This window comes from Streptomyces sp. NPDC102259 (genome assembly GCF_044766465.1).
Classification (GTDB): Bacteria; Actinomycetota; Actinomycetes; order Streptomycetales; family Streptomycetaceae; genus Streptomyces.
Window position 1 is genome coordinate 42078 of record NZ_JBIWMA010000029.1, and the last position, 26884, is coordinate 68961.

29 protein-coding genes and 1 tRNA gene are annotated in these 26884 nt (G+C 71.5%); 14 read left to right on the forward strand and 16 right to left on the reverse strand.

All coding sequences use genetic code 11. The features are described 5' to 3' along the window. Positions 1-63: 63 nt before the first annotated feature. Complete coding sequence (locus tag ACIRPU_RS38825; protein ID WP_403876207.1) at positions 64-360, reverse strand: hypothetical protein; 297 nt, start codon at positions 358-360, stop codon at positions 64-66. 266 nt (positions 361-626) lie between these two features. On the opposite strand from ACIRPU_RS38825, the gene ACIRPU_RS38830 reads away from it, so the two are divergent. Further along, on the forward strand, positions 627-830 hold the full coding sequence (locus ACIRPU_RS38830) for a cold-shock protein (RefSeq protein ID WP_009192932.1): 204 nt from the start codon (positions 627-629) through the stop codon (positions 828-830). Between the two features lie 53 nt (positions 831-883). Next, positions 884-957 (forward strand) — tRNA-Met (locus ACIRPU_RS38835). A 41-nt stretch (positions 958-998) separates the two neighbouring features. Here ACIRPU_RS38835 and ACIRPU_RS38840 read toward each other — a convergent pair. Further along, the gene (locus tag ACIRPU_RS38840; RefSeq protein WP_403876210.1) at positions 999-2471 is read right to left on the reverse strand and encodes an MDR family MFS transporter; all 1473 of its coding nucleotides are present in this window, start codon (positions 2469-2471) and stop codon (positions 999-1001) included. A 91-nt stretch (positions 2472-2562) separates the two neighbouring features. Between ACIRPU_RS38840 and ACIRPU_RS38845 the strand changes: the two genes are divergently transcribed. Both ACIRPU_RS38845 and ACIRPU_RS38850 read left to right on the forward strand, forming a co-directional pair. Further along, a complete protein-coding gene (locus ACIRPU_RS38845) occupies positions 2563-3132 on the forward strand; it encodes a TetR/AcrR family transcriptional regulator (RefSeq protein ID WP_403876213.1) in 570 nt (189 codons plus the stop codon). A gap of 120 nt (positions 3133-3252) precedes the next feature. Next, positions 3253-4029: a GNAT family N-acetyltransferase gene (locus ACIRPU_RS38850; RefSeq protein ID WP_403876217.1), complete on the forward strand. Its 777-nt coding sequence runs from the start codon at positions 3253-3255 to the stop codon at positions 4027-4029. Positions 4030-4193: 164 nt separating this feature from the next. On the opposite strand, the gene ACIRPU_RS38855 is transcribed toward ACIRPU_RS38850, so the two are convergent. After that, positions 4194-4727, reverse strand: coding sequence for a cupin domain-containing protein (locus ACIRPU_RS38855; protein WP_403876219.1), 534 nt, complete (start codon positions 4725-4727; stop codon positions 4194-4196). Positions 4728-4865: 138 nt separating this feature from the next. On the opposite strand from ACIRPU_RS38855, the gene ACIRPU_RS38860 reads away from it, so the two are divergent. After that, the gene (locus tag ACIRPU_RS38860) at positions 4866-5504 is read left to right on the forward strand and encodes a nucleotidyltransferase domain-containing protein (protein WP_403876222.1); all 639 of its coding nucleotides are present in this window, start codon (positions 4866-4868) and stop codon (positions 5502-5504) included. A 177-nt stretch (positions 5505-5681) separates the two neighbouring features. Here the strand turns inward: ACIRPU_RS38860 and ACIRPU_RS38865 are convergent, their stop codons facing one another. Beyond that, positions 5682-6047, reverse strand: coding sequence for a YybH family protein (locus tag ACIRPU_RS38865; protein WP_403876225.1), 366 nt, complete (start codon positions 6045-6047; stop codon positions 5682-5684). A 99-nt stretch (positions 6048-6146) separates the two neighbouring features. Between ACIRPU_RS38865 and ACIRPU_RS38870 the strand changes: the two genes are divergently transcribed. Continuing rightward, the gene (locus ACIRPU_RS38870) at positions 6147-7058 is read left to right on the forward strand and encodes a LysR family transcriptional regulator (protein WP_403876228.1); all 912 of its coding nucleotides are present in this window, start codon (positions 6147-6149) and stop codon (positions 7056-7058) included. Positions 7059-7123: 65 nt separating this feature from the next. Here the strand turns inward: ACIRPU_RS38870 and ACIRPU_RS38875 are convergent, their stop codons facing one another. The 6 genes from ACIRPU_RS38875 to ACIRPU_RS38900 all read right to left on the reverse strand — a co-directional run bounded on the left by ACIRPU_RS38875 (position 7124) and on the right by ACIRPU_RS38900 (position 12798). Beyond that, positions 7124-7885, reverse strand: coding sequence for a hypothetical protein (locus ACIRPU_RS38875; protein ID WP_403876231.1), 762 nt, complete (start codon positions 7883-7885; stop codon positions 7124-7126). 95 nt (positions 7886-7980) lie between these two features. After that, positions 7981-8568 (reverse strand): hypothetical protein, encoded by a 588-nt coding sequence (locus ACIRPU_RS38880; RefSeq protein WP_403876234.1) that lies wholly within the window; start codon positions 8566-8568, stop codon positions 7981-7983. Positions 8569-8792: 224 nt separating this feature from the next. Next, the gene (locus tag ACIRPU_RS38885) at positions 8793-10403 is read right to left on the reverse strand and encodes a cation acetate symporter (RefSeq protein ID WP_403876237.1); all 1611 of its coding nucleotides are present in this window, start codon (positions 10401-10403) and stop codon (positions 8793-8795) included. Continuing rightward, positions 10400-10834: a DUF485 domain-containing protein gene (locus ACIRPU_RS38890; protein ID WP_403876240.1), complete on the reverse strand. Its 435-nt coding sequence runs from the start codon at positions 10832-10834 to the stop codon at positions 10400-10402. Before ACIRPU_RS38890 ends, ACIRPU_RS38885 begins: the two co-directional genes overlap by 4 nt. 288 nt (positions 10835-11122) lie before the next feature. Then, positions 11123-12064, reverse strand: coding sequence for an ornithine cyclodeaminase family protein (locus ACIRPU_RS38895; protein ID WP_403876242.1), 942 nt, complete (start codon positions 12062-12064; stop codon positions 11123-11125). Next, positions 12061-12798 carry an IclR family transcriptional regulator gene (locus ACIRPU_RS38900; RefSeq protein ID WP_403876245.1) on the reverse strand — a complete coding sequence of 246 codons (738 nt, stop codon included), beginning with the start codon at positions 12796-12798 and terminating at the stop codon, positions 12061-12063. The genes ACIRPU_RS38895 and ACIRPU_RS38900 overlap by 4 nt, the downstream gene beginning before the upstream one ends. A 163-nt stretch (positions 12799-12961) precedes the next feature. Here ACIRPU_RS38900 and ACIRPU_RS38905 point away from each other — a divergent pair, with 163 nt between their 5' ends. The 3 genes from ACIRPU_RS38905 to ACIRPU_RS38915 all read left to right on the forward strand — a co-directional run bounded on the left by ACIRPU_RS38905 (position 12962) and on the right by ACIRPU_RS38915 (position 15837). Further along, positions 12962-14338, forward strand: coding sequence for an amidohydrolase family protein (locus ACIRPU_RS38905; protein WP_403876373.1), 1377 nt, complete (start codon positions 12962-12964; stop codon positions 14336-14338). Beyond that, positions 14335-15402, forward strand: coding sequence for a dipeptidase (locus ACIRPU_RS38910; protein ID WP_403876247.1), 1068 nt, complete (start codon positions 14335-14337; stop codon positions 15400-15402). Before ACIRPU_RS38905 ends, ACIRPU_RS38910 begins: the two co-directional genes overlap by 4 nt. A gap of 87 nt (positions 15403-15489) precedes the next feature. Next, a complete protein-coding gene (locus ACIRPU_RS38915) occupies positions 15490-15837 on the forward strand; it encodes a PRC-barrel domain containing protein (protein WP_403876249.1) in 348 nt (115 codons plus the stop codon). A gap of 187 nt (positions 15838-16024) precedes the next feature. Here ACIRPU_RS38915 and ACIRPU_RS38920 read toward each other — a convergent pair whose 3' ends face one another. Next, on the reverse strand, positions 16025-16780 hold the full coding sequence (locus tag ACIRPU_RS38920; protein WP_403876252.1) for a ZIP family metal transporter: 756 nt from the start codon (positions 16778-16780) through the stop codon (positions 16025-16027). 167 nt (positions 16781-16947) lie between these two features. Between ACIRPU_RS38920 and ACIRPU_RS38925 the strand changes: the two genes are divergently transcribed. From ACIRPU_RS38925 to ACIRPU_RS38935, 3 genes are all read left to right on the forward strand, one after another. Next, on the forward strand, positions 16948-18123 hold the full coding sequence (locus ACIRPU_RS38925) for a hypothetical protein (RefSeq protein WP_403876255.1): 1176 nt from the start codon (positions 16948-16950) through the stop codon (positions 18121-18123). Positions 18124-18311: 188 nt separating this feature from the next. Continuing rightward, positions 18312-18803, forward strand: a complete 492-nt coding sequence (locus ACIRPU_RS38930; RefSeq protein ID WP_403876258.1) for a flavin reductase family protein — start codon at positions 18312-18314, stop codon at positions 18801-18803. A gap of 92 nt (positions 18804-18895) precedes the next feature. Next, positions 18896-19267, forward strand: coding sequence for an amphi-Trp domain-containing protein (locus ACIRPU_RS38935; RefSeq protein ID WP_403876261.1), 372 nt, complete (start codon positions 18896-18898; stop codon positions 19265-19267). A gap of 239 nt (positions 19268-19506) precedes the next feature. On the opposite strand, the gene ACIRPU_RS38940 is transcribed toward ACIRPU_RS38935, so the two are convergent. Then, positions 19507-20709 carry a hypothetical protein gene (locus ACIRPU_RS38940; RefSeq protein ID WP_403876264.1) on the reverse strand — a complete coding sequence of 401 codons (1203 nt, stop codon included), beginning with the start codon at positions 20707-20709 and terminating at the stop codon, positions 19507-19509. A gap of 164 nt (positions 20710-20873) precedes the next feature. After that, a complete protein-coding gene (locus ACIRPU_RS38945) occupies positions 20874-21401 on the reverse strand; it encodes a SigE family RNA polymerase sigma factor (protein ID WP_403876267.1) in 528 nt (175 codons plus the stop codon). Positions 21402-21609: 208 nt separating this feature from the next. Between ACIRPU_RS38945 and ACIRPU_RS38950 the strand changes: the two genes are divergently transcribed. After that, positions 21610-21816: an acyl-CoA carboxylase epsilon subunit gene (locus ACIRPU_RS38950; RefSeq protein WP_403876269.1), complete on the forward strand. Its 207-nt coding sequence runs from the start codon at positions 21610-21612 to the stop codon at positions 21814-21816. A gap of 225 nt (positions 21817-22041) precedes the next feature. Next, the gene (locus tag ACIRPU_RS38955; protein WP_403876272.1) at positions 22042-23583 is read left to right on the forward strand and encodes an acyl-CoA carboxylase subunit beta; all 1542 of its coding nucleotides are present in this window, start codon (positions 22042-22044) and stop codon (positions 23581-23583) included. A gap of 48 nt (positions 23584-23631) precedes the next feature. Here ACIRPU_RS38955 and ACIRPU_RS38960 read toward each other — a convergent pair whose 3' ends face one another. The 3 genes from ACIRPU_RS38960 to ACIRPU_RS38970 all read right to left on the reverse strand — a co-directional run bounded on the left by ACIRPU_RS38960 (position 23632) and on the right by ACIRPU_RS38970 (position 26834). After that, positions 23632-23895: a DUF3253 domain-containing protein gene (locus ACIRPU_RS38960; RefSeq protein WP_403876275.1), complete on the reverse strand. Its 264-nt coding sequence runs from the start codon at positions 23893-23895 to the stop codon at positions 23632-23634. 30 nt (positions 23896-23925) lie between these two features. Beyond that, the gene (locus ACIRPU_RS38965) at positions 23926-24363 is read right to left on the reverse strand and encodes an ATP-binding protein (protein ID WP_403876277.1); all 438 of its coding nucleotides are present in this window, start codon (positions 24361-24363) and stop codon (positions 23926-23928) included. 173 nt (positions 24364-24536) lie between these two features. After that, the gene (locus ACIRPU_RS38970; RefSeq protein WP_403876280.1) at positions 24537-26834 is read right to left on the reverse strand and encodes a family 78 glycoside hydrolase catalytic domain; all 2298 of its coding nucleotides are present in this window, start codon (positions 26832-26834) and stop codon (positions 24537-24539) included. Positions 26835-26884 lie beyond the last annotated feature (50 nt).

The window sequence follows — 26884 nt, forward strand, 5'->3', positions numbered from 1 at the left end:
GGCGATGAACCCGTCCGGCAACCGCGTCGGCCGTCTCAGATCATGGGGCGGTGGACTGGGGCGCTACCGGGTGACGACGTTGAACACCGGGTAGGTCCGCGGTTGTACGTCCGCGAGGCCGAGTTCCCGCAGGATCGGGAGGAGGGTCTCGCCGAACTGCCGGAACGCCTCCTCGGACTCCCAGACGTCCACGACGAGCCAGCCGTCGTCGGTGGGGGCGGACGTGTGCGAGACGAGACCGGCCACCGGCCAGTCGGCGGGGCTCTTGACCGGGCCGGGTCGGCCGGCCACCTTCTCCGCGCTCTGCTCGTACTGGGCCTGGGTCATCCCCGGCATATCGAGAACCACGAGGATGGCCATATTGAGTTCCCTTGCGAAGAGGTACGGAGTCTTTCGGTCAGTTGACCAGCCCGGTGAGCCGCCTGCGCGGGGGCTTGGGCCAGACAGGGCACGGAACGCGCGCGAAACTTCGGCGGTGCCCGCACCCGGCGCGCCACAGCCGGTACAGAAGTCGGATAACCACTCCGTCGACGGGGTAGGACGAACGCCGGGTGCCTTCCGTCCGTGGGAGGCCCCCGCACACAGACCAGCCGGGACCTCCCGGCAAGACTCGAAGGACGAGCAGCATGGCCAGCGGCACCGTGAAGTGGTTCAACTCCGAAAAGGGTTTCGGGTTCATCGCCCAGGACGGCGGCGGACCGGACGTCTTCGCCCACTACTCCAACATTTCCGGCAACGGTTACCGGGAACTGGTGGAGGGCGAGCCGGTCACCTTCGATGTGACCCAGGGGCAGAAGGGTCCGCAGGCCGAGAACATCGTCCGCGGCTGAGACGGCCGCACGGCGCAGCGCCCCGTGACCACGGTGTAGGGTGGCATCACCGACGCGGGGTGGAGCAGCTCGGTAGCTCGCTGGGCTCATAACCCAGAGGTCGCAGGTTCAAATCCTGTCCCCGCTACGAGAAGAAGGGGTCCGGCATCGCGCCGGACCCCTTCGCCGTCACGTCCTCCGTTCGGCAGCTGCCTTGTCGGCGGCGGCCACGGGCCCGGGGCGGCCCGGCAGCAGCAGGCACAGCGGGACGGCGACGGCGGTGAAGGCCACCGACCACCAGAAGGCGGCGTCGAAGCCCTCGGCCAGGGCGCCAGGCGTGCGGGCGTCCCCTGCGGTGCGCTGGAGGACGACGGCCAGGACGGCGATGCCCACCGAGCCGCCGATCTGCTGGGCGACGCGCGTGATGATGCTGGCGTCGGGAATCTCCTCGTGTCGCAGGCCCACGTAGGCGGCGCCGGTGGGCGCGATCATGGCGGCGCCCAAGCCGATGCCTCGGACGAACAGCGCGGCCATGAGCAGGACCTTGCTGGTGTCGGCGGTGACGAAGGCGAACGGCACGGTGGCCGCGGTGACGAAGGCGAATGCGGCGAAGGCGACCCAGCGGGGGCCGACGCGGTCGGTGTACTTGCCTGCCAGGCCGCGTGCGACGAGCGCGCCGACGCCCTGCGGGATGAGCAGCAGCCCGGCGCCGAGGGCGTCCTCGCCGCGGACCTGCTGGAAGTACAGGGGCAGCAGCAGCATCGCCCCGTACAGGGAGATGCCGGCCAGGAAGATCAGCGCGGCGGACGAGGCCACCGCGCGGTGGCGGAACAGCCGCAGATCGACCAGGGCCCCGGCGCGCCGCAGTGCCCAGGCGGTGAAGCCGCCGATCAGGGTGAGTCCGCCGAGCAGCGGGATGAGGACCTCGGCGCCGGTGAAGCCCGCGCCGCCCTCGACCTGGGAGAGGCCGTAGAGGGTGGCGGCGACGCCGGGGGAGAGCAGGAGCAGGCCGACGACGTCCAGGCGGGTGTGGGGGCGGCCGGGTGCTGGACGGTCGTAGGGCAGGTTGCGCCAGGCGAGCCAGCCGCCGACGACACAGAAGGGGACGTTGACGAAGAACAGCCAACGCCAGTCGGCCAGTTGCAGGATGAGGCCGCCCAGGACCGGGCCGAGGATCGGGCCGAGCGCGGTGGGCACGGTGATGACGGCCATGACCTTGCCGATGTCGCGGCCCTTGGCGGCCTGCATGATCAGTGTGGCCGTGAGCGGCATCATGATGCCGCCCGCGATGCCCTGGACGACGCGGAAGGCGATGAGGCTGGTCACGTTCCATGCCAGCGCGCTCAGGATCGAGCCGAGCAGGAACACGCCCAGGGACGCGATCCACAGACGCCTGCCGCCGAGCCGCGACTGGGCCCATCCGGCGAGCGGGATCGTGACGAACAGGGCCAGCAGATAGCCGGTGCTCACCCACTGGATCGTGGACAGCGGGGCATCGAGTCCCTTCGCCAGGTCATCGAGGGCGACGCTGACGATCGTGGTGTCGAAGACGACGGCGAGGGCGCCCACGATGACGGTGAACGCCATGCGCCACACGGCGGGGTCCATACGGTCGGGGTCCACCGCGGCGGGCGCGGGCCCGGTCCGGTCGGCAATGTTCATGGACAGCCACCTTAAGATACAGAGTCCTATCTTACGGCGGTCAGAGTAGGGCGCTAGAATAAGATAGGCAAGTCTATCCAAGGAGGTGCGGATGCCCGAGCGACGCCGCGGAGCGGCACTGGAGAAGGCGCTCCTCGACGCGGCCTGGGAGGAACTCGCGGACAACGGCTACGCGAGATTCACCATGGACGCCGTCGTGCAACGGGCGGGCACCAGCCCCCCCGTCCTCTATCGACGCTGGTCCGACCGTGACGCACTCGTCCGGGCAGCCATCGTCCACACCCTGAAGGAGAACCTCCTCGACCTTCCCGACACGGGAAGCCTGCGGGAGGACGTCCTCACCCTCATGCGGGAGATCAACGCCACCCGTGTCCAGCTCGTCACCGTCATGAGCGTGCAACTGGCCGGCTACCACCAGGGAACCGGCATCAACCCCGCCGACCTGCGCGACCCCCTCGCGACAGGACGCAACGAAGCTCTCGACGTCCTCTTCGACCGGGCCGTCGACCGCGGCGAGATCAAACGGGAACTCCTCACCGAACGCGTCAAATCCCTCCCCTTCGACCTGCTGCGGCACGAAATCCTCACGACCTTCGCCCCCGCACCCGACCACGTCATCGAGGAGATCGTCGACACGCTGTTCCTCCCCTTGGTGCGCTGACCGCGGCAGCGGCACCACACCTTCAGCAAGTCCTTCCGTCGCCCCGCACGGCAGGTCAGTCCACCGGCAGTCGCCCCAAAGAGACGCGTGATCGACGGCCAGGTCCTACCGTCGGGCCGTATGACCGATTCCCGGGATCTTCTGGCCGCCTACGACGCCCAGTTGCGAGGCGCCCCGCCCCACGCTGCCCCCTATGCCCCCGACGGCCCGCTCACCCGGGTCGCCGGACCCCTTCGGGCACTGGTGACCGGCCCCCCGGACCTGGGACTGCGCGGCCGGGAACTGGACGAACTCATAGCCCGGCAGCGCGACTTCTTCGCCGCGCGCGGGGAGGCGGTGGAGTGGCGGCTGCGCGTTCACGACACCCCTGCCGACCTTCCCGACCGACTGAGCGCGGCGGGCTTCACCCCCCTCCCTCCGAGCGCGGTATTGATCGGCCCGGTGGCGGAGGCGACCGTGCGCCGGCCCGTGCTGCCCGGGGGCGTGACGCTGCGGCAGGTCAGTGCCGACGCCGACCTGCACGCCGTCGCGGCACTCCAGTCGGCCATCTGGGGCCTGGACCTGAGCGGCCTCGGCGACGATCTCATCGCCCGGATCGCCGCCGCTCCGCGGGACACCGTCGTGCTCGTCGCCGAGGCGGCTGGCGAGATGGTCTCCGCGGCCTGGCTGGCTTTCCGCCCCGGCACGCGGTTCGCCACCCTGCTGGGCGGTTCGACCCTCGTCGAGTGGCGCGGCAGGGGAATCTACCGGGCCCTGATCGAAGCCCGCGTCGCCCTCGCCGCCGAGCGCGGTGTCCCGTACCTGCATGTGGACGCCTCGCCCGACAGCGCCCCGCTCCTACGACGGCTGGGCTTCCAGGCGATCACCAGGATGACGCCGTACCTCTGGACGCCGTAGCCCCGACGGCGGCCAAGAACGTGTGCGCCGCCGACGGGTCGACCACCGACTCGGATCGACCACCGACTCGGGTCGCGCCCCGGGAATCGGGAGATGCAACTGCCGTGCGGCGCCCGGGCGTTGAGAATCCACGCGGCGTCACCGCCGTTCGCCTCGGGCGGGCCTCAGCTGCGCGCGGCGAGTGCCTCGCGCCACGCCGGGCTGTCGACGTAGTGGTTGTCGAACCGCTCCGAGGAGTCCTTGATCTCTTGCGGGTCGGCCTCGCCGCGCATCACCCGGCCGAGGAGCCGCAGGTAGTCGAAGCGGTCGGCGCCCGGGGTGAAGACGAACAGTACGTCGGCCGTCCTGCCGGGCGCCGCGGCGAAGGCGTGCGGGGTGTGCGGCGGCACGACGAGGAAGTCGCCCGTCTCCAGGACGGTGATCTCCTCGCCCACCAGCACCTGGAGCGCTCCGTCGATCACGAAGAACGCCTCGGACGCCCTGGTGTGCAGGTGGGCGGGTGCTCCGACCGCGCCCTCGGCGAACGTCGACCGGTAGCTGGTGAGCCGCCCGCCGGTGTGGCCGGAGTCCGCGAGAAGAGTCATGACACTGCTGGGGTCACGGGTCGTCTCCGCGTCGGCGGCGCGGGTCAGGATCGGGGCGAAGTCCCTGGTCGGCATGGTCTGTACGGTCTGCGTGATCTCGTTCTTCTTCGTCATGACTACGACTCTAGGGGGCTGATAGACCGGCGACAGGGTGCATTTCCAGGTCGGATTCATGGGTCAATTCGTCGATCTCAACGGGTCACCCATGCCTGCTCACCGCACCCTGGCGGCTCGTGGAAGTAGGTTGTGCCGATGACCGAACCCCTGCCGCCCGGTGGCGCTGTGCCCGATACGGACGAACTGCATGCTCGGTGGGCGGACGCCTGGAGGCCGGAGCAGATCGGGGAGCGGTTGGACGGGGTGGGTACGCCCTGGTGCATCGCCGCGGGGTGGGCGCTGGATCTGTTTCGCGGGGAGCAGTCGCGGGCGCACGGTGATCTGGAGATCGCGGTGCCCGCGGCGGGATTCCCGGAAATCCGGGACCGCTTCCCCGAGTACGCGTGGGACGCGGTGGGTTCGGGACGGGTCTGGGCGGGGGCGGGAGCCGAGGCGCTGGCGGCCACGCACCAGACCTGGCTCCGGGATCCGGCGACCGGTCGGTACCTGTTCGACGTCTTCCGCGAGCCGCACGAGGGCGAGACATGGCTCTGTCGGCGGGACGAGAGTCTGCGGCTGCCGTACGACGCGATCATCGCGCGGACGGCTGACGGGATCCCCTACCTGGTGCCGGAGTTGGTGCTGTTGTTCAAGGCGAAGGCGACACGGCCCAAGGACCAGGCGGACTTCGACGGGATGCTGCCACTGCTGGGCCGGGCCCGGCGCGGTCGCCTCGGCGAGTGGCTGGACCGCGTACACCCCGGACACCCGTGGCTGGCCGAACTGACGCGGTAGGGACACGGGACCGCGCCCGACGATGACTCAGGTCCTCTGGCGCTGCTCGACCTTCTCGCCACGGACGACGAGCGCAGGGTGACCGCCGCCGTCCACCGGCAACTGGCCCTCCTGCGCCGCGAGGGAGCGCGACACCCCATGACGACGGTTCGGGCGGCGGTCGCGTGAGCGGCCGCTTCAGCGGGTGGGCGGGACGAACTCGGGCTGGTCGAGCACGCGCAGCCAGCTTCCGTCGGACTGGCGGCGGACGACCTGTGCCCGGGCGCCGGCCCCGTCTCTCGGCGGGGTGGCGGTGAGGGCGATGTCGCCGCTGATCAGCGTCGGCAGCGGGGGTTCCGGTTCGAAGCGGGGACGGTTGGCCAGCACCTTCTCCCAAACCGTACGGATCGCCTCCCGTCCCACCGTCAGCTCCCCGGGCGGGTAGGCCATCACCGCGTCCTCTTCGTAAAGTGCGGCGACCCCGGCCGCGTCACCGTTGTTGGAGCGTTCGACGAACAGCCGAGTGATGTCCTCGGGCCGTACGGCCTTCTCGTAGTGCTGCATGGGTTCCTCCTGTACGTCCGGCTTCGACGGTCCCCAGCCTTGTCGCCCGCCGATCAGAAGTCCAACAGATGGATTTGCTGGAAGCTAGAATCTGTAGTCATGGACCTGAGGCAGCTGGAATATTTCGTCGCGGTCGCCGAAGAGCAGAACTTCACGCGGGCGGCCGAGCGAGTGCACATCAGCCAGTCCGGCGTCAGCGCCCAGATCCGTCGGCTGGAAGGTGAACTCGGTGCCGAGCTGTTCGACCGGTCGGGGCGTACCGTCACGCTGACAGTCGCGGGACGTGCCGCGCTCGAACACGCCCGCGCCGCACTGGCCGCAGCTGAGGCGGTCGGCGACGCGGTGGGGCAGGTGACCGATCTGATCCGGGGCCGGCTCACGGTCGGGATGGTCATCGGCTGCACCCTCACCCCGCTGTTCGATGCCCTCTCAGCGTTTCACCGGGTTCATCAGGGGGTGGAGATCTCACTGCTGGAGGACAACTCCGACCGGCTCATCGAGGGGGTGCGCTCCGACGCCGTCGACCTGGCTCTCGTCGGTACCGCGGGCGCCGTCCCGGACGGGCTGGATTCGCTGACGATCATCAGCGAGCGGCTCGTCGCAGCCGTTCCCCCGGGACACCCCTTGGCGAGACAACGCCGGGTGACTCTGCGTGACTTGGTCCCCCACCCGATGGTCTGCATGCCACCCGGCACCGGCCTACGCACGGTGTTCGACCGGGCCTGCGCCGCACAGAGCCTGCGACCCGCGATCGCGCTGCAAGCCAGCGCCGCGGATGCCATGGCCGACCTGGCTGCCCGAGGACTGGGAGTCGCGGTCCTCAGCGAGTCGATGGCCGCGAGCTACCGTGACCGGCTCACCGCCCGCGTCATCGATGACATCGAGACACCGGCGGTGCTCGCCCTCGTCTGGAAGAGCACGCACAACCCTGCTGTGCGTGAGTTGATCGTGCACAGCAGGCATGCGTTCACCAGGCCCGATCCTGGCCAAGGGTTGTCCCCTGTCCCGTGAACGACCCGTGCGTGTGTGCGGGTGCGGGTTCGGTGCCGTACGGGTTCGGGTGCGGGCCTGCTGCCTCAGGTCGTGCTCGCGTACAACTCCTGTAGCGGCTGAGCCGAGTCCGTGCCGGAGTGGCCGAAGGGGGCGTCGAAGCTCCAGACCATGAAGAGCAGGAAGACCACCAGGGCGCTGAACGCGGTGGCCAGCATCAACTCCCGTGCGGAGCGCCGGATCTGGAGTGCGTAGAGCAGGCCGAGCGTGACGATCCCGCCCGCGATCAGGCCGAACCAGACCACCCCGGGCAGGGTGCTGCCGGCGCTGTCGAGGCGCTGGTGGCGCGCGTCGTCGGCGGCGGCGATCTGGTCGAGGAGCGGCTGATAGGCCTGGGCCTGGAGTTCGTCGGTGGGCGTGTGGTGCGCGATGTCGCTGCGGATGCGGGTCAGCAACCGGCCCCCGGTGGCGTCGATCGGATCGTCGTCCTCCATGGCCGGCCACTCCGCGCTCACGGCATGCCGGGCGTACGCGTCGATGTGCTGCTGGACCCGGGTGTGGAAGGCGGCCGGGTAGACGTCCAGGCGCTGGTCGATCTCGTACAGCGCCTGGGCCTCGCGCTGCACGGTGTCCTCGGCGGCCCCGCGCGCCTCCCAGACGCCGGCGATGGCCAGGCCCAGGACGATGGCGTAGACGACGCCGACCATCATCACCATGTACTCAAGCACGTCGGGCGTCTGTGAGGTGTCCTCGTCGTCCGCCACGCGCCGGTGGCGCATCACGGTGGCGGCGACGACGAAGGCGCAGACCAGCGCGCAGGCCAGGGTGTAGATCAGCCATTCCGGCACAGCAGGACTCCAGGTTGAGCGGATGAGCGATGAGCAGGTGTGGGATGAGCGCGTGAGCAGCTGGGTGGTCGAGGTGAAGGCGGTCGGCGGGCGGGTCAGCGGCCGTTGCGGCGTCGGGAGCCGGGGCGCAGCGCGGCGGCGGCCAGGATGGCCGGGGTGGTGATCACGACGGTGGTCATCGTGGTGGACAGGCCGGCGGGCGCCGGACGTGCCGAACCGCCGCCGTAGTGGAAGCGGGGCACCCAGCGGAAGGGCGCGGCACGGGGTGCCGGGGCGGGCGACGGGGAGGGCGACGGGGCAGGGGCGTCGGCGACGACGGCGTCGGCCTCGGGCGGCGGTTCCGGTGCCGGCACCCGGCGTTCGGCGGGCCGGGGGAACGGGGCTGCCGGCGGGGGCGGAGCGGCCGGTGGGCCGTCGACAGGGTGAGGCACCTGTGCTGTTTGTGCTGCCGCCCGCGCCGGCGGTGTCGCGCGGCCCGGCGTGCGCGGGGGCCGTGGTGCGGGCGGAGGGGCGGCGGGGCGCTGTCGGGAGGGGGCGCCGACCTCGACCCAGCCGTCGGCGGAACACACCACCACGTGCGTGGTGGTGGGGGTGGTGTCGACGATGACCGCGGATCCGCCGGCGCCCGGAAGGGGGCAGAGCGCGGCGGCGGTTCCGAGGCCGACGGTGATCCAGCCGCTCACCAAGGCTGTTCCTCTCCGCTGATCGTGTGCGCGCCTCGGACGGAGGCGCACATGAGTGGATGCCGATGCGCTCACCGGGCGGTGGCCGTTCGGCATCGGGAGTAACGATCATGCTCGGCTCGGGGACACGGCCGCGCCCGGCCTTCGGGCGGCCGCTCTCCGCACGCCCGTGTCCCGGCCGTCGGGCATGTCGAGGCCGCCGGTCGGGTCCGGGTCGGGCGGGTTCAGCGGCTCCTGGGACTGGGCGGTCCGGCGAGGAGGACGGCTTCGAGGGCGGCGTAGCGTTCCCGTTCGCGTGCGGTCGCCTTCCTCCCGGACAGGACGGTGCCGAGCAGGCCGCACAGGAAGCCCGCCGGTACCGAGACGAGAGCCGTGGTCGTGAAGGGGAACCAGTTGAAGTCGACTTCCGGGAACGCCGATCCGGGGGAGCCGGAGACGAGGTTGGTGCCGGTCATGAGGACGAGGACGCTGACCGATCCGCCGATGAGCGTGCACAGCAGGCCGGCGCGGGTGAAGCGCCGCCAGAAGAGGCTGTAGACGAGGGCGGGGGCGATGGCCGAGGCGCCGAGGCAGAAGGAGACGGTGGCGAGCGGCTGGAGGCTGCGGTGCTGGGCGACGACGGCGAGCAGGATGACGGGGAGGCCCACGGCCAGGGCGGCCAGCCGCGCCAGGGCCATCTCGCGCAGCGGTGAGACGTTCGGGCGGGCGGCGGCGATGTCGTGGGCCAGGGAGTTGGCGCAGGCCAGCGTCATGCTGGCGACCGAGGCCAGCAGGGTCAGGAAGATCGCCGTCGTGACGGTGGCGAACAGCAGGCTCTCCGGGCGGGAGAGATGCATCCCGAACGCGGCGCGCGAACCGAGCAGGTAGGCCGTGTTGCCGCGCGGGTCGGCACCGGCGACGCCCGCGCGCCCGATGAGGGCCGTGGCGCCCACGCCGATGACGGTGATCACGGCGATGAACAGGGTGACCGTCGAGATCGCCCAGGACATCGCGCGGCGCACCTGGGGCGCGCTGCCGGCGGTGTACATCCGCATGGTGACGTGCGGCAGACAGGCGCCGCCCAGCACGATGGCGCACTGGGTGCTCACCATGTCGAGTCCGCGGTGCGGCCCGTTGGCGAACTGAAGGCCGTAGCGCAGGAAGTTCTCCTCGGCGCCGCTGCCGTGGGCGGCGGTCCGGAACAGGTTCCGGGGGCTCCAGCCGAAGGTGTGCAGGATGAGTCCGGCGACGATCAGGCCGGACCCGAGCAGGATCACCGTCTTCAGGATCTGGATCAGGGCGGTGCCCCGCATGCCCCCGATGGCCGCGTAGCTGATCATCAGGGTGCCCGCCCCGACGACGCAGCCGGTCCGCATCGCGCTGTCGGAGAAACCGAGGACGTACGCCAGCAACTGGCCCACCCCGGCCAGCTGTACGACCATCATCGGCACCAGCGAGGCCAGGGTGACCACACACGCGGTGATGCGCACCGCGCGGCCGGGCAGCCGTCTGCCGAGCGCGTCGGCCATGGTGAACCGGCCGGTGTGATGCAGGGGTTCGGCCAGCAGGACCATCAGGAGCAGCAGGGACAGCACGGTGCTCAGGGCCAGTACGACACCGTCGTAGCCGCACAGCGCGATGACCCCGCCGACGGTGAGCACGGTGGCGGCGGAGATGTAGTCACCGGCGATGGCGAGACCGTTGCGCAGGGGCGACAACGAGCGGTAGCCGGTGTAGAACTCGTCGAGGTCGTCGCGGTCGGGACCGGTGAGCACGCACAGCATGAGCGTCACGGCCACGACACTGGAGAACGCCACCAGGGACCAGGACTGCGCGGAGCCGTCGAAGTCCGTCACGACCATGGCTCCTCGGGCGGGCGGGGGTCGGGTCGGCGGTGTACACGCCGGGCCAGCGGGTCGACGTAACGGCGCGCGGTGTACTCGTAGAGCAGCACGGCCAGCCAGGTGACGGGCAGTTGCGCCAGGGCGAGGAGGAGTCCGGTGGGGAGGCCGCCCGGTGCGAGGCGGGTCATGACCGAGGGCGCTTCCACGGTGAGGGTGAGGAAGACGGCGAAGTAGCCGAGCGCGGCGAACGTGGCGACGCGCCGCTGCCAGCGGCAGGCCCGGCGTAATCGGCGGAGGTCGCGGTGGCTGCCGGTCCACGGTGGGGTGCGGTCCGCCGGGCGTGTCTCGTCCTGCGGGGTGGCCCAGTGCGGGGTCGCGTCGGGAGAGGCGTGCCGGCCGGGCCGGTGCCGCGCCGGGTATAAGTCGGAGCTGTCGGAGGACATCCCAGGATCTCCTACTGGGTCGTGGGCCCCAAGTGGTGCGGACCGCGCGAATGTGGGGGAGCGGTGCATATGTTCGGGTCACCGCACGTTATGCGGGTGTCGGACCGCGCGCAGAGACTTCCGTGAACTCCCTGGTGAGGACCCTTGCGGCGCTCTGACCTCGGATGTTGTGGGAGTGGCGGGTGTGGTGAGAGGGCGCGGCGGTGCTGCGTGGGCGGCGCGGCTCGAATCGTTCGAACGGGTGCCGGGAGAGGTCCGCGAGGGTCGGGCGGCGCGGGGACCGACGCGTCAGCGGGGTCGTCGGTCAGTCTCGCGGCCGGTCGCCGTGCGGTGGACGACGTGCGCGGCGGCCACGTCCAGGGCCGCGTGGCCGGTGGACTTGAACACGGTGAGCTGATCCGGGGAGGTCCGGCCGGGGGCCTCGCCGCACAGGACGGAGCCGAGGAGGCGGACCACGCGGCCCTCGGGCAGCCCCTGCAACTCATGGGCGCCGGAGGGCGGGGGAGTGGCGGCGGCGCCGTGCCACTCCGCGAAGAGCGCGGCGTCCCGGATGGTGTCGTCGTCGAGTTCTGGTCCGTGGGAGCCGCCGACCGAGCTGACGTGCGTGCCCGGGGCGAGCCAGGCGCGGCGCAGGACGGGGCGGGTCGCGCCGGTGCAGCAGTACACGGTGGCCGCCTCGCGTACGGCGGTCTCGATGGCGTCCGTCGCGCGGCCCACCGGGTGCAGTGCGGCCAGCGCGCGAGCCGCCTCCGGGTCGCGGCCCGCGACGGTGACGGGCTCGGCCGGCCGGAGCGCGGCGAGGAGGGAGACCTGGGCCCGGGCCTGGGCGCCGGTGCCGACGACCACGACGGGTCCCGGCCGGGCCAGGGTCCAGGCGCTGTGCGTGGCGGCCGCCGCGGTGCGCCAGGCCGTCACGGGTTCGGCGTCCATGACGGCGAGCGGCCGCCCGTCCTCGGGGTCGAAGAGGGCCACGATGCCCCGGTGGGTGCTGCGCCCGGGGCGGGCGGGGTCGGCGAACACCGACACGAGTTTCGCCGCGAGGCCGAGCCCCGGCACGTATCCGGGCATGGCGCCCAGCAGACCGCCGGGCGCGAAGGCCGCTATCCGGGGCGGCGCGGACACCGCGTCCCGTGCCACGGCGACGAGCGCGTCGGACACGGCGGCCATCAGGCGGCGCGGGTCGAGGGCCGCCGCGGTGGCCGACCGGTCGAGGACGAGGACGTCGTTCACGCGCCGCCCGCCGTGCCCGGGCCGGACAGCAGGCGGCCGAGGGTGTCCACCGCCGAGGCGAGTTCCTCCCGCAGTCGGTGCATCCGGGGTTCGTCGATCTCGGCGGCCGGGCCGACCACGGTGACGGCGCACACCGGCGCCCCGGGGACGGGGACCACGGCGCGGCTCAGGGAGGCGACGAACTGCTCGTTGCGGCCGTGCTCGACGGCGAACCCGTCGGCCCCGGTCCGCTCGAGGTCGGCGAGCAGGCCCGACTCGCCGTCCAGGGGATGTCCGGCCTCGCGGGCCACGGCGAGGTAGGGGCCGCGTGCCTCCGGGGGCAGAGCGGCCACCAGGGCGAGGGGCCCGGCGAACCGGTGGACGGGCAGCGCCTCGTCCCGGAGTGTGCTGATCATCGCCAGCCGGTCCGGGCGGACCACGTCCACCACCCGGGAGCCGTCGTTGTCGAGGACCTGGAGGTTGACCATCATGCCGGTGCGCGCGGAGAGGTCCTCCAGCACCGGGCGGGCCAGGGAGGTCAGTGAGTTGCGCGCCGCCCGGGCGGACAGGCGCAGCACGGCGGTGCCCGGCAGATAGCGGTCGTCGACGCGCAGGACCCAGCCGCGGCGGACGAGGTCCACGAGGACGCGGTAGGCGGTGGCCCGGTGCAGCCCGACCTCGTCGGCGAGGTCGGTCAGCCGGGGAGGCCGGGGAGCCCGGGCGACGGCCTCGACCAGGTCCAGCGCCTTGTCCACGGCCGTTCGCGTTGCTTGGGTCGCTTGCGGCATCGAAACCCTTCCCGGATGACCTGACGGACCGTCCCGGCAAGGCGTGTGCGTCGCCGGGATTCAGGGGTAGGGTACCGGTTGTTTTGAGCAGCGAGAGAGTTGTTACGTAGAGCGTAACAGATCGAGAGTGGTGACCTTGACGAACGAGAGTTCCGGGACGACGGCGCATCAGACGTCCGGGGAGGTGGACGAGAGTTCCGCGAGGAGGAACCCCTTCGCGCCGCCCGAGGCCGGCGAGCTGGTGGTCTACCGCGGCCTCACGCTGTTCGACGGAACCGGCAGCGCGCCCCGGCCCGGCGTCTCGCTCGTCGTGGACGGCCCCGTCATCCGGTCCGTCGCGGACGAGACGGACGTGGCGGCCGCCCGCGCCGAGGGCGCCGAAGTCGTCGACCTCACCGGTCAGTTCGTCACGCCCGGCCTCGTCGACGCGCACCAGCACCTCGCCACACCGCCCGACCGTCCGGCCGCCGAAGCGATCCTGCGCCGCCTCGTCCACAGCGGGGTCACGGCCGTGCGGGACATGGCGGACGACCTGCGTCAGATCGGCGACCTCGCCCGGGCCGCGCTGGTGGGCGAGATCGCCGCCCCGGACATCCACTACGCGGCGCTCATGGCCGGCCCGGGCTTCTTCGACGACCCCCGCACCCACCAGGTGACCCAGGGCGCCGTGCCCGGGCACGTGCCCTGGATGCAGGCCGTCACCGACACGACCGACCTCCCCCTGGCGGTGGCCATGGCCCGGGGGACCTACGCGTCCGCCGTCAAGGTGTACGCCGACCTGGACGCGGGCCTGGTCGCCGCCATCACCGCCGAGGCACACCGCCAGGGCATTGCGGTGTGGGCGCACGCCGCCGTCTTCCCCGCCACGCCCGGCGAGGTCGTCGCGGCCGGCGTGGACACCGTCTCGCACGTGACCCTGCTGGCGCACGAGGCCGCCAAGGAGCCGCTCACCAGCTACCAGGACAAGCCGGCCGTCGATCACGAAAGCCTGGTCACCGGCGAGGACGCTCGGCTCGCCGCGCTCTTCGCCCGGATGCGGGAACAGGACGTCGTCCTGGACGCGACCGCCGGAATGAGGGCGAGCGAGGAACTCGCCGGCGACGACCCGGAGAGCACCGAACGCGCCCGCCGGCAGACCGAGTTGGCCATCGCGCTCACGGCACAGGCGCACCGGGCGGGCGTGGCGCTGGCCACCGGCACCGACTACGAGACCGCACCCGGCGAGCCGTTCCCCGCCCTCTACGAAGAACTCGCCTTCCTGGTGAAGCGGTGCGGCATCCCGACCCCGGACGTGCTCCGCTCGGCGACCCTCGTCGGCGCCCGCAGCGCCGGCACCGCACACCTGACGGGCAGCGTCGAGCCGGGCAAGCTGGCCGACTTCGCGGTCTTCGCGCAGGACCCGCTGGCCGACATCGACCACCTGCGCACCATCACCCTGACCGTCAAGCGGGGCCGCCGCTTCCCGCGCGCCGCCTACGCCGCCACCCCACCCCGGGAGACCCGTTGACCGGCACGCCCCTGATCGTCAACGCGCTGGGACAGCTCGACAACCCCAACGCCCCGCAGTCGATGGACGCGGCCGGCGACCTCAACCCGACCAGCGAGCAGTACACCGTCGACGCCCGGACGCTGGCCGACGCGAGAGCCTCCGGCCTGACCGCCGTCAACATCACCCTGGGCTATGTCATGGGTGACCTGCCGCCCTACGAGCACACCCTGCACGAGATCGACATCTGGGACGGCATCATCGACCGCCACCCGGACGACCTGCTGAAGGTCACCACCGCCGCGGACATCCGCACCGCCGCCCGCGACGGACGCGTCGGCGTCATCTACGGGTTCCAGAACGCGGTGGCCGTCGGGGACGACGCAGGCCGGGTCGCCACTTTCGCCGAACGCGGCGTGCGCGTCGTCCAGTTGACCTACAACCAGGCCAACCACCTCGGCGGCGGCTCGATGGCGCCGGCCGGCACCGCACTCACCGCGTTCGGACGCGAGGTCGTCGACGCCCTCAACGAGCTCCACCTCATGGTCGACCTGTCGCACAGCGGCGAGCGGACCTGCCTGGACGCGGCCACGCACTCCCGCGTCCCCGTGTCCATCAATCACACGGGGTGCCGCGCGCTGACCGACCTGCCCCGCAACAAGACCGACGAGGAACTGCGCCTGGTGGCCTCCCGCGGCGGCTTCGTCGGCATCTACTTCATGCCGTTCCTCAGCCCCACCGGGCACGCGCGCGCCGCCGACGTGGTCGAGCACCTCGCGCACGCCGTGGACGTCTGCGGCGAGGACCACGTCGGCATCGGCACCGACGGCCCCGTCACCGCGATCGACGACCTCGACGCCTACCGGGACCGGCTGGCCGAGCACGTCGCGCAGCGCCAGGAGGCCGGCGTCTCCGCGGCCGGCGAACGGGCGGACACCTACCCGTTCGTGGTCGACCTGCGGGGCGTGGACCAGTTCCGGGAGCTGATACGGCTGCTGGAACAGCGCGGCTACTCCTCCGGCCGCATCGAGAAGATCATGGGACGCAACTTCGTCGACTACGCGGAACGGGTGTGGACGGCGTAGCCCCGCGTCGTGCGTCGTGATGTTTCCCGCACGTCTGCCGCACGCCTGAGCGGGCACACGCAGGAACAGGACGACAGGGAGGACATCGTGAGCCAATACCGCGCACACCACGTGCCGACCGCCGGCCACACCCCGGACGACGACCTGACCGGATACCAGGTCGACGCCACGGACGGTCACGTCGGCAAGGTCAGCAAGTACTCGAGGGACCTCGGTCCGCGGTTCCTGGTGGTGCACACCGGCCTGTGGGTTCTCGGCAAGGACGTGGTGATCCCGTCGAGCGCCGTCCTGGGCATCGACCACGACGCCCGCATCGTGCAGCTGTCCCGGACCAAGGCACAGGCCAAGTCGGCCCCCGTCTTCGACGCGGACACCTACCTGGGCGACCCGCGCCACCGCGACCAACTGGGCGGCCGGCACGGATCCGGCCACTGACAGCGGCGGCCCGCACCCCCTGAGGGGCGCGGGCCGTTCGCCGTTCAGGGCATCGCAGCCTCGGGAGAGTCCGCTCCGCACGCGTGTTGTGTCAGCACGATGAGGAACGTTTCCCCGGTGGGGTCCGCGCAGGGGTGGACGTCGCTGAAGTCCCCTGTCGCCCATCCCTCCACGCCCGACCCGGCGGTCAGGCGTGGGAGAGGGCGAAGGAGACGAGGAAGCCGCTGACGGTGATCAGTCCGATGGCCAGGTGGGCGTCCTCGAACGCCTCCGGGATCATGGTGTCGGCGATCATGGCGAGGATCGCCCCGGCCGCCACCGCGGTCACCGCGGCGATCACGGCGGGGGAGAAGGAGCCGACGACCGTGTACCCGAGGACGGCCGACACCGTGCCGGCCGCGGCGATCGCCGCCCACACGCCGAAGACGTACCCCTTGGCACGGCCGGCCTTCCTCATCCCCGCCGAACTGGACAGCCCCTCGGGAACGTTGCTGATGAACACCGCGGCCACCGTCACCAGACTGACCGCGCCGCCGTCGAGGAGGCTGACGCCGATCACCGCCGACTCCGGCACCCCGTCGAGCAGGGCGCCGAGCGCGAGCGCCGTCCCGGACCCGCCCTGCTCGGCCTCCGAAGGCTGCGCCTGCGCGTGACCGGAACGCTTGCGGTGGCGGGCGCCGCGGCGCGCCAGCCACACGTTGCCCCCGGTGTAGGCCAGGGCGCCGATGAGGGTGCCGATGACCGCGGGAGTCAGTCCCGCCTCGTCGTAGGCCTCCCCGACCAGCTCGAAGGACACCGCCGAGAGCAGCACCCCGGCCCCGAAGGCCATCACCGTCGCGATCACCTTCTGCGGAATCCGAAGCCCGTATCCCAGCGCGGCGCCGACCAGCAGCGCCGAGCCCGCCACCAACCCCCACAGTCCAGCCAGTACCACTTCAGCCATGCTGATCCGTCTACCCGTTATGGATGACGATCAACGGGCCACCGGCGCGACACGCGGCCCGGGGACAGGCTCCGTCCGGCCGGTACCGGCCGCGAGCGATCATCAACCTCTACTCTTCGGCTGATCGCCACACTCGCTGACGCGGGTTCAAGACGGGGGAAGGCATCATGAGATATCGGCACGCGGTGATACCGGCACTGGCCGGAGGCCTGCTGATCACGCTGTTGTTGTGGTGGGCGGGGGCGAGCGAGCAGGCACTGCGACTGCGCGGCACCACCGGCGTGTTCGACATCCAGTCCGTGAGCGAACTCCGGCGATGGCTCGCACCCTGGTCGTACGACCCTCCGACGGGGTCGCTGTCGGACGGGACCGCGGGCGGGGACGCGGCCTCGACCGGAGGTTCCCCGTACACCGATCTGTACAGCACCGCGATGCAGATCAGGTTCGTGGCGGTCTTCGTGTTCTTCCTGGCCGGCGCGCTGCTGCTGATCCGCAGGATTCCGCCGACGCGGGGCCGCACGCCGGCCACGCTGCTCGCGCTGTGGGCCTGGGGCCCCGTGGCCGCGACGCTGGCGGTGACGGTCTCCGCACCATGGCTGATCGCCTCCCGGGGCCGCGGAAGTTACCGGGTCCTGCCGCAGCTGGCGGGGGTGATCGCGTCGAGCGGGCCGGTCGCGGTGTTCGCGGGGCTGTTGACCGCCCTGCTCACGGCGCTCGTCGCGCATCTCACGGCCAAGGGGGCGGACCCGCTGCCCCCGCGGAGTGTGTCGCCACGCGCCGCTCGCCTGGCCGCGAGCGCCGGGACAGCGGTGGTCGCGCTGTCGGTGGTCCTCCTTTCGTACCAGTCGGTGGCGGCCTGGATCCAGACCTCGTTCGGCGGCGGGGGCCTGCTGTCCGAGCCCGGCGACCTGTTGCGTCAGTGGCTGCTGCTCGGCGCATGGGCGGGCCCGGCGAACGGGTCGCTCGGCGACTGGCTGCTGTACCGAGCCGCCGACGCGCTCATACTGGCCGTGGTGTGGTGGTCGCTGCGGCTGCTGCCCGGCCTGCTGACCCGGATCACGGCGCCGGCCATGGCGGTGGGCGCGGTCTGCGCGACCGTGTGGGGACTGCTGGCGAGCCAGGTGCTGCACATGGCGATCGACGACACGGTGGACGTGTGGGGGCCCGTGCACCTGTTCTCCACACTGGGCAACGGCGTCCCGGCCGCTCTCACCTTCGGCGTCCTGGCGGGACTGGCGGCCTTTGTGACACTGCGGCTGGCCGGGGGGCGTGACGCGGACGAGTCCCTCGCGGTCGCCGACACGGGCGAAGCCGTGTCGCCGGTACCGGACAGCGGCACGTAGCCGGGCGTACGGTCGGGCACGGGGGCCAGGTCCCTCTCTCCGGTCTCTCCGGTCTCTTCAGTCTCTCCAGAGCTTCGGGGCGGCCGACGCGGCGTGTGGTGCTGTTCGTGTGAACGGACGGCCGACGGGAACCAGGTTCTCGCCCGGCGCGAGGCCGGACACCGGATGGCCGGCGGAGGGGTATGCGCATGACGGACATGGACGCGTTCATCGACCGGCTGAACCCCGACATGTGTGTCGTGACGGCAGAGGCGGACGGCGAGCGGGCGGGATGCCTCGTGGGCTTCGCCTCGCAGTGCTCCATGCGGCCGGTGCGGTTCGTGGTGTGGCTGTCGAAGGTGAACCGGACCTATGGGGTGGCCTGCGCCGCGGAGTTCCTCGCCGTGCATCTGCTGACGCCGGAACAGTTCGGCCTGGCTGCCCTGTTCGGGGGCGAGACCGGCGACCGGGTGGACAAGTTCGCACGGACGCGGTGGACGGAGGGGCACGGCGGGGCCCCCGTGCTCCAGGACGCGGACGCGTGGTTCGTCGGCAGGATCGAGCGGCGGATCGATGCGGGGGACCACGTCGGTTTCGTTCTGGACCCGGTGCGGTCCGGCGCGCAGGGCAAGCCCGACGACCGTCGGCTGCTGAGGCTCGCGGATGCCCTCGCCATCGAACCGGGGCACCCGGTCGACTGACGCCGTGCGGGTGCGATCGCACCGGATGTCCGATTCCGTGCATGACCGCACAATGTGCGTTATGTGTTGTTCGTGCCGGATCGGAGGCGTTCATGAAGGACCTCAAGTTTGAGCAGAAGCGCTCGCTGTCACGTCTGGAGGCGGCTGACCAGCTCACGGCGCTCGCTGCCGCGCTGCGGGAGGGCGGGGACGTGGAACTGGAGTTCGGTCCTGGGACGCTGAGTCTGCGGATCCCCGACGATCTGCGCACCGAGATCGAGGTCGAGGTCGGTGACGGGGAGATCGAGCTGGAGCTCGAGTTCAAGTGGCCGACCGCACGGACCCGGGCAGCGGCACCGCGGGCGGTCGCGGGCGCGAAGGGGACCGCCGCGAGTCGGAAGAAGGCGGCCGCCAAACCCGTTCGGAGCAGTACGGGCGCCAGTAGGAGCAGCAGCGCGAAGTCGCCCGCGACGAAGACGCCCTGAGTCGTGTCGTGGCGTGGCTCCGGGGGTTCCGGGGGCCGGCACACCCCCTTCGGCGCGCTGAGTGTGGCCGGTGGCGCCGAGCCGGGGCGGGGGTGAGCGGTCCGGCAGGCCGTCACCGCGACGCGTCGGCGCCCGGTCGACGGAGCCCTGCTCGACGCGTTGGTTGACGGCCGCCACGACGTCGCTGCGGCCGACACGGCACCGGCGGCCGAGGTCTGCCTGTCGTCGCGGTGCGGGCGCTATCGGGCGAGCAGCCAGGACCGGCTGATGGCGATGGTCCTGAGTTCCTCGCTCGTGATCAAGGGGGCGGTGCCGCTCTTCTTGGACGTCGGACTCGGGGCGTTGTAGGCGGAGAGAGACATCCACAGACCGTTCACCCGGAGTGCGTCGACCCGGAGCTGTACGACTCCCGGCTGCTGGCCGGGCAGTTGCCGGGTGCCCACCTTCGTGCCGTCGGACAGGGTTTCGGTCCATGATTCCTTGTCGCCGGCGATTCGCGTGGCCTCGATGTAGGTCCGCTTGCCGCTGTCGGAGTCGACGACCACGACGTGGCCGGCGGCTCCGGTGCCACCCTCCGAGTAGACGTGGAGGCGCTTGGGCAACAGCTCCTTGAGGACGGGCAGGATGTCGCCCGGCTCGGCCCGGGTGTCGGGCTCGAATGTCCCCAGGGAGTTGGGCTCCCCGTCGGCGGTGAACGATCCGTCGACGAACATCGCCAGGTAGCGCAGCTTGCCCGGGTTCATTCGGGGGTTGCGGGTCACGGGTTCCGGGTCAGGGTTGATCGTCGACGGCACGTTGTTGGTGGCGAGCTCGATGACGTACCCGCTGGGCGAGACCATCGTGACCGCCCATTTCTTGATCCCGCCCGCCTTGCCCGCCTCGGTGTACCCCTTCACGGCCCGGTTGTCGGGCTGTGTCGTGCACTCCTCGTACAGGGAACCGTCTTCGGGCGGGCAGGTGATCAGCTTCCTCAGGTCCTGCTCGGCCGGGTCGACGCGGCGCACCGAGAGCGTGACCCTCGCCGCGCCGAAGCCGTCCTCGAAGTCGATCGACGCCGTCGCGGACCGGCTCGCCTTCGAACTGCCCGTGGCCTGGAGCTTCGGGTGCCCGACGGCGATCCCGGAGCGGTCCATGCCGTTCTGGAGGATGTTCTCCATGTCCTTGGCGGTGACGGCGAAGTGTCCGTAGCCACCCCCCGGTGGCGGTGTCGAGGCCAGGCCGCCGACCTTGCCGTCACCGTCGTGCCCGCCGCTGAGTCGGACACCGGCCGTCGCCACGAGAACGACGGCCAGCGCACTCCCGGCCACGGCGGAGGCACGGCGGCGGCGGGCCAGCCTGCGGCGGCCGCGCAGCAGGCTGCCTTCCGCCAGGGAATGCCGGTCGGCGGTGAACGTGCCCGCTGTGTCGCGGAGTACCTTCCCGAGCTCGTCTTCGAAAGGCATGTGGAACCACCAGTTCCTGTGTTGGTGCGGACGGGAGTGCGGAGCGATGAACGGGACGGACCGTCGTCGGCCCGGCAGTTCGCGGCAGTGGGGAAAGAGACGAACGGCAGGAGGCCGGACCGGGGCCAGGCCGGTGGGTCGGGCCGGTGGGGCGGGCCGAGTGGTCAGGCCGGGGTGATCAGTTCGGCGAGGCTGCCCCCGAGCCGTTCGCGGAGTTTGGCCAGCGCCCGGGTCGAGCGCGTGCGTACGGCCGCGGAACTCACGTGCATGGCGTCCGCCGTGTCCTCCACGCTTCGGTCCTCCCAGTACCGCAGCACCACCACCGCCCGGTCCTTGGGCGGCAGTTCCCGCAGGGCCTGGAGCAGTGCCAGCCGCAGGGCCGGGTCGTCCGTGCTCCGGGGCGCCGGCGTGTCCGGCAGGTCTGCCAGAGGGCGCTCGGCCGCGGAGTACCGCCGTCGATGGGTCAGGAAGGTACGGACGAGAACCGTCTGGGCGTACGCCGCAGGGTTGTCGATCCGGGACATCCGACCCCACATGGTGTACATCCGGCTGAGCGTCTCCTGCACCAGATCCTCGGCGAGGTGAGTGTCTCCGCTGGTGAGCAGGCACGCGGAGCGGTGCAGATGCCCGGCCCGTCCGGTGGCGAACTCCATGAACTCATCTGTCCGGGACGATGTCCGGGACCTTCTCATTCCCACCCCTGGGTGCCTTTCCGTCGGCCTACACCTCACAGACGCGGTGGGCCGGGGCAAATGTTTCAGATGAGTTCGGCGAGAGTCCGGCGCGGTGCTCGTGGGCGAGGGGTGAGTGGGTTTCGAGCGGGGCCCCGGTTGGTTTTGAGCGGGGTGGTGGAGGGTGGGGGGACAGAGGGAGCGCCAACGGCCGTAGGGAGGTGGGGACATGGGCAGCGAGGTCGTTCGGGATGCGGTGGTGCGGGTGCGGAGCGGCGGAGTGACGGAGGCGGAGGTCGCCGCCGTGGTGGCGGTGGTGGCGTCCCTGCTGGCTGCCCGGAGTGCCGACGTGGATGAGGGGCCGGTCAGAGACGTGCCGGAGTGGCGTGGCCTGGGCGGGGGTTCCGGCTACCGCTCGCCGCGCAGTTGGCGGTAGGCCTTGTGGTGAGTGGTGAGTGGTGGGTGGTGGGTGGTGAGTTGTAGGGCGTGGGTCGTGGTTGCGGGTCGGTTGGTGGGTCTTGGTGTCGGAGTGTCGGACCTGGCGTTTGTTTCCCCTGCCGTGTGAACCGCGTGGGCGGTTCGTCGTGGTGGGGGTTTCGGGGGTGCCGTGTTCGTTACGAGGGAGGGATATGCCGTGAGCGGTGTAGAAGAGTTTTCCAACGTGTCTGGTAGTCGCGTGGCGGTGGCGGAGTTGCATGAGGTGCGCGCGGAGGCGGTGGAGGGGCCGAGCGGTGGGGCGGGCGGCGGTAGGAGGTTGTCGGCGCGGGAACGGGTCGCCCTGCTGTTGGACGAGGGGTCGTTCGTCGAGGTGGGGCTGTTGCGGCGGCACCGGGCGAGTGGCTTCGGGTTGGAGGCGCGGCGCCCTTACACGGATGGTGTGGTGACCGGGTGGGGCACGGTGGAGGGCCGGCAGGTCTTCGTGTACGCGCATGACTTCCGTGTGTTCGGGGGTGCGTTGGGTGAGGCGCACGCGGAGAAGATCCACAAGGTGATGGACATGGCTCTGGCGGCGGGTGCGCCGCTGGTGTCCTTGAACGACGGCGCGGGGGCACGCATTCAGGAAGGTGTGGTGGCGCTGGCGGGTTACGGCGGCATCTTCCGTCGCAATGTGCGGGCGTCGGGGGTCATTCCCCAGATCTCGGTGGTGCTGGGGCCGTGTGCGGGAGGCGCCGCCTACAGTCCGGCGCTGACGGACTTCGTGTTCATGGTGCGCGGGACGTCACAGATGTTCCTGACGGGCCCGGACGTGGTGAGGACGGTGACGGGTGAGGAGGTGACCCGTGACGGTCTGGGTGGGGCGGATGTGCACGCGGAGACCTCCGGGGTGTGCCATTTCGCCTACGACGACGAGGAGACGTGCATCGCGGAGGTGCGGTATCTGCTGTCGTTGCTGCCGCAGAACAACCGGGAGTGCTCGCGGCGGGGGCCGGTGACGGATCCGCCGGAGCGGCGGTCGGAGGCGCTGGTGGATCTCGTGCCGGCGGACGGCAGCCAGCCCTACGACATGACCGAGGTGATCGGTCACCTCGTGGACGACGGAGAGTTCCTGGAGGTTCATGAGAGCTGGGCCCGCAACCTCGTGTGCGCGCTGGCGCGACTGGACGGCGAGGTCGTGGGAATCGTGGCGAGTCAGCCGCGGGTCCTGGCGGGTGTCCTGGACATCGAGGCGAGCGAAAAGGGCGCCAGGTTCGTTCAGATGTGCGACGCCTTCAATATTCCGCTGGTGACACTGGTCGATGTGCCGGGGTTTCTGCCGGGGGTGGACCAGGAGCACGGCGGCGTCATCCGGCACGGGGCGAAGCTTCTGTACGCGTACTGCAACGCGACCGTGCCGCGCATCTCCCTGATCCTGCGCAAGGCGTACGGCGGCGCCTACATCGTCATGGACTCGCAGTCCATCGGCGCGGACGTCACCTATGCCTGGCCGACGAACGAGATCGCGGTGATGGGCGCGGAGGGCGCCGCGAACGTCATCTTCCGGCGGCAGATCGCGGAGGCGGACGAGCCCGAGGCGATGCGCGAGCGGATGGTCAAGGAGTACCGGGCGGAGCTGATGCACCCGTACTACGCGGCCGAACGCGGTCTGGTGGACGACGTGATCGACCCCGCCGGCACCCGTGAGACGCTCATCCGCGCTCTGGCGATGCTGCGCACCAAACACGCCGACCTGCCCTCGCGCAAGCACGGCAACCCGCCGCAGTGACGGCGACCAGGTCGGGGTGACGTCGACCGGTGCCGTCCGCGAAGGCCGTCAGCGGGTCCGGCGGATCCGGATCGGACCGCGGACCGTCGCCGGGTCGACGAGCTCTCCGCCCTGAGTGATCTCCACCAGACCCGCCCGGTACAGCCGTTGCGCCGCGGCACGCGTGGGCTCCATCAGCCGCCGCCACCCGTCGTCCGCACCGTGGTGGACCGACCGGGCGACCTCGGACGGGCAGACCGACGCGTCCGGCCGCCGCCGGCCCAGGAGGTCGAGGATGGCGCGTTCGAGCCGCTCGTCCTCGTCGGATGTCATGGGTGAGCCTCCGCTCGGTGACCGGGCCTCTCAGCCCGAGCTCATCGCTTCGGGCGCGGGGGACGTGGGGGCTTGGAAGCAGGCGGTGACGTTCTTGCCGCGGGGGCAGCGATAGGCCTCCCAACTGTCGGCGAGGGCATCGACCAGCAGCAGACCGCGCCCCCCTGGGGCGCTGTCGCCCGGGTCACGCGGCTCGGGCAGGTGCGGCGAGGCGTCATGCACGGTGACGTGCAGGCACTCCTCGTCCCAGGTGAGGATCAGCTGCGCCGCACTACGGGCGTGCACGTGCGCGTTGGTGACCAGCTCGGACACAGCCAGCAGGATCGAGTCCACCAGCTCCGGTGCGGTCTGCGTCCAGCCGAGCGTGGCGACATGCGTACGCGTCCACTCCCTGGCGACCTTCACCCCGCTGTTCACCGGCAGCGAGCGCGCCCATCCCACAGCTTTCAACGGTGAGTCCTTCGCCATTCTCTCTCCTTGGGCCGACCAGCCGGGTGCCTGTCTCGTGTGCCCAATAAGCCCAGGTCCAAGCCGGACGCAGAAGCACGGGCGGGCGCAGGCGCGCACGGGCGTGTACGGGGAAGGAGGGCCGTGCCAGGCGGGCGCGCCACCGGCGGTCTTCGTGCCTCTGGCGCCGTGCGTCACTTCCGTGACGGTGGAAGAGGGGTGTGGAAGGTGTGCCGGCCGGGTCCTGCGGTCACGGGTTCGGCGCCGGGCAGATCGACGAGGGCGGAGGTGTTCGGCGGCACGAGCAGATCCACCAGCAGCAGGGTGCCCTCGACGCGCCAGCCGGCCTCGGCACGGCCGTACGGCGTCTCGTGCGCGGCGCGGGCCCAGGTGAGGCCGCCACCCGGGCGAGGGCGGACCAGGATCCGGCGGTAGCCGGGCTCGGCGGGCGCGAGACCGGCGACGGTGCGGTGGATCCAGTCGGCGACCGCTCCGAGCGCGTAGTGGTTGAAGGAGGTCATCTCGCCGGGATTGACGCTGCCGTCGGGAAGCATGCTGTCCCAGCGCTCCCAGACGGTCGTGGCGCCCATGTCGACCTGGTAGAGCCAGGACGGGCAGGAGCGCTGCGTCAGCAGCTCGAAGGCGGTGTCCACGTGCCCGGTGTCGGTCAGCGCGTCGCACACCAGCGGGGTGCCGAGGAACCCGGTGCCGATGCGGTGCCCTCCCGCGGCCACGAGGTCGGCCAGCCGGCGTCCGGCCTCGGCGCGCTCGGCGTCGTCCTCCAGCAGCCGGAAGCACAGGGCCAGGGCGTACGCGGTCTGGGTCTCCTGGGTCAGCCGCCCGCCCCCGGTGTGGAAACTGCCCCGGAAGGCGTCGCGGACCGAGTCGGCCAGGGTGTCGTAGTGCTCGGCGTCGTCCTTCTCCTCCAGTACGTGGGCGGTGCGGGCCAGCAGCCGGGCGGAGTGCGCGAAGTACGCGGTGGCGACCAGGCTGGAGGAGGTCGTCGACCGCCCGGGGTCGTCGGCGGGTGCGGCCGGGTCCAGCCAGTCGCCGAACTGGAAGCCCTCGCCCCAGATCCGGCCCTCTCCGGCGAGGCGCTCGACCGCGTCGACCCAGCCGCGCATGGAGGCGTACTGGGCACGGAGCACGTCGCTGTCGCCGTAGCGCTCGTACAGCACCCAGGGGACGATCACGGCCGCGTCGCACCATCCGGCCATCGGCGGATTGCCCGGCGGGATCGGGACGGGGGTGATCACCGGGATGTCGGGGCTGAACACCGGGGGGACGCCCCGCTCGTCGTCGCGCTGGTCGGCGGCCAGGTCGCGCAGCCAGGAGCGCAGGAAGGCGCGGACGTCGTACAGGAAGGCCGCGGTGGGGGCGAAGACCTGCACGTCACCGGTCCAGCCGAGCCGCTCGTCGCGCTGCGGACAGTCGGTGGGCACGTCGAGGAAGTTGCCGCGCATCCCCCACACCACGTTCTCGTGCAGCCGGTTCAGCGAGCCGTCGGAGCAGGAGAACCAGCCGGTGGGGCGCAGATCGCTGTGCAGGACCACGGCGGTGACGTCGGCCGGGTCCAGCTCGCCGGGCCAGGCGTCGACCTCGGCGTAGCGGAAGCCGTGGAAGGTGAAGCGCGGCTCCCACACCTCGCCGTCCGCGTCGCCGCGCAGGGTGTAGCGGTCGGTGGCCGTGGCGTGCCGTAGCGGACGGGTGCACAGCTCGCCGTCCTCCAGGACCTCCGCGTGCCGCAGGGTGACGGTCCGGCCCGCCTCGCCCCGGACACGGACGCGCAGCCGTCCGACCAGGTTCTGGCCGAAGTCGACGAGGGCGCGGCCGGTGGGGGAGGTGGTGACGGCGACGGGGGCGACGGACTCGATACGGCGCACCGGCGGGCTGTCGGCCTCGAAGAGTACGGAGGTGTCGAACGGCAGGATCCGGACCGGCTCCCATGCCGAGTCGTCGAAGCCGGGCTCGCTCCAGCCGGCCTGCTCGCGGCGCGCGTCGTACTCCTCGCCCTCGTACAGACCCGCCGCGGTCACGGGCCCGGGGCTCCAGTGCCAGTCCCCGCCCGTGGTGACGGTCTGCGCGGAGCCGTCGGCGTACTCGATCCGCAGCTCGGCGAGCAGGCCCGTGTCCTCGCCGTAGACGTCCCGGGTGCCGCCGTTGAAGCCGAGGAGCCCCCGGTACCAGCCGTCCGCCAGGTGTGCGCCCCAGGCGTTGGCGCCCTCGCGGACCCGGTCCGTCACGTCGAAGACCTGGTAGCGGTGGCGGTGCCTGTAGCTCGTCCAGCCGGGGGAGAGGACGTGGTCGCCCACCACGGCGCCGTTGAGTTCCAGCTCGTACACGCCGAGCGCGGTGACGGAGAGCCGGGCCGCGGTGACCGCTGACCGCACGGTGAACTCGCCGCGCAACAGAACGGCCGGCCGGACCGCGACGGCGGACGGCCGCGCCGGTCGGGAGGGGGAGATGACGCGGGCGGTCCAGGGGTGGGGCATGTCGAGTCCTCGGCGCCGTGAGCGGTGGTGTCAGGTGAGTGGGGTCCGTG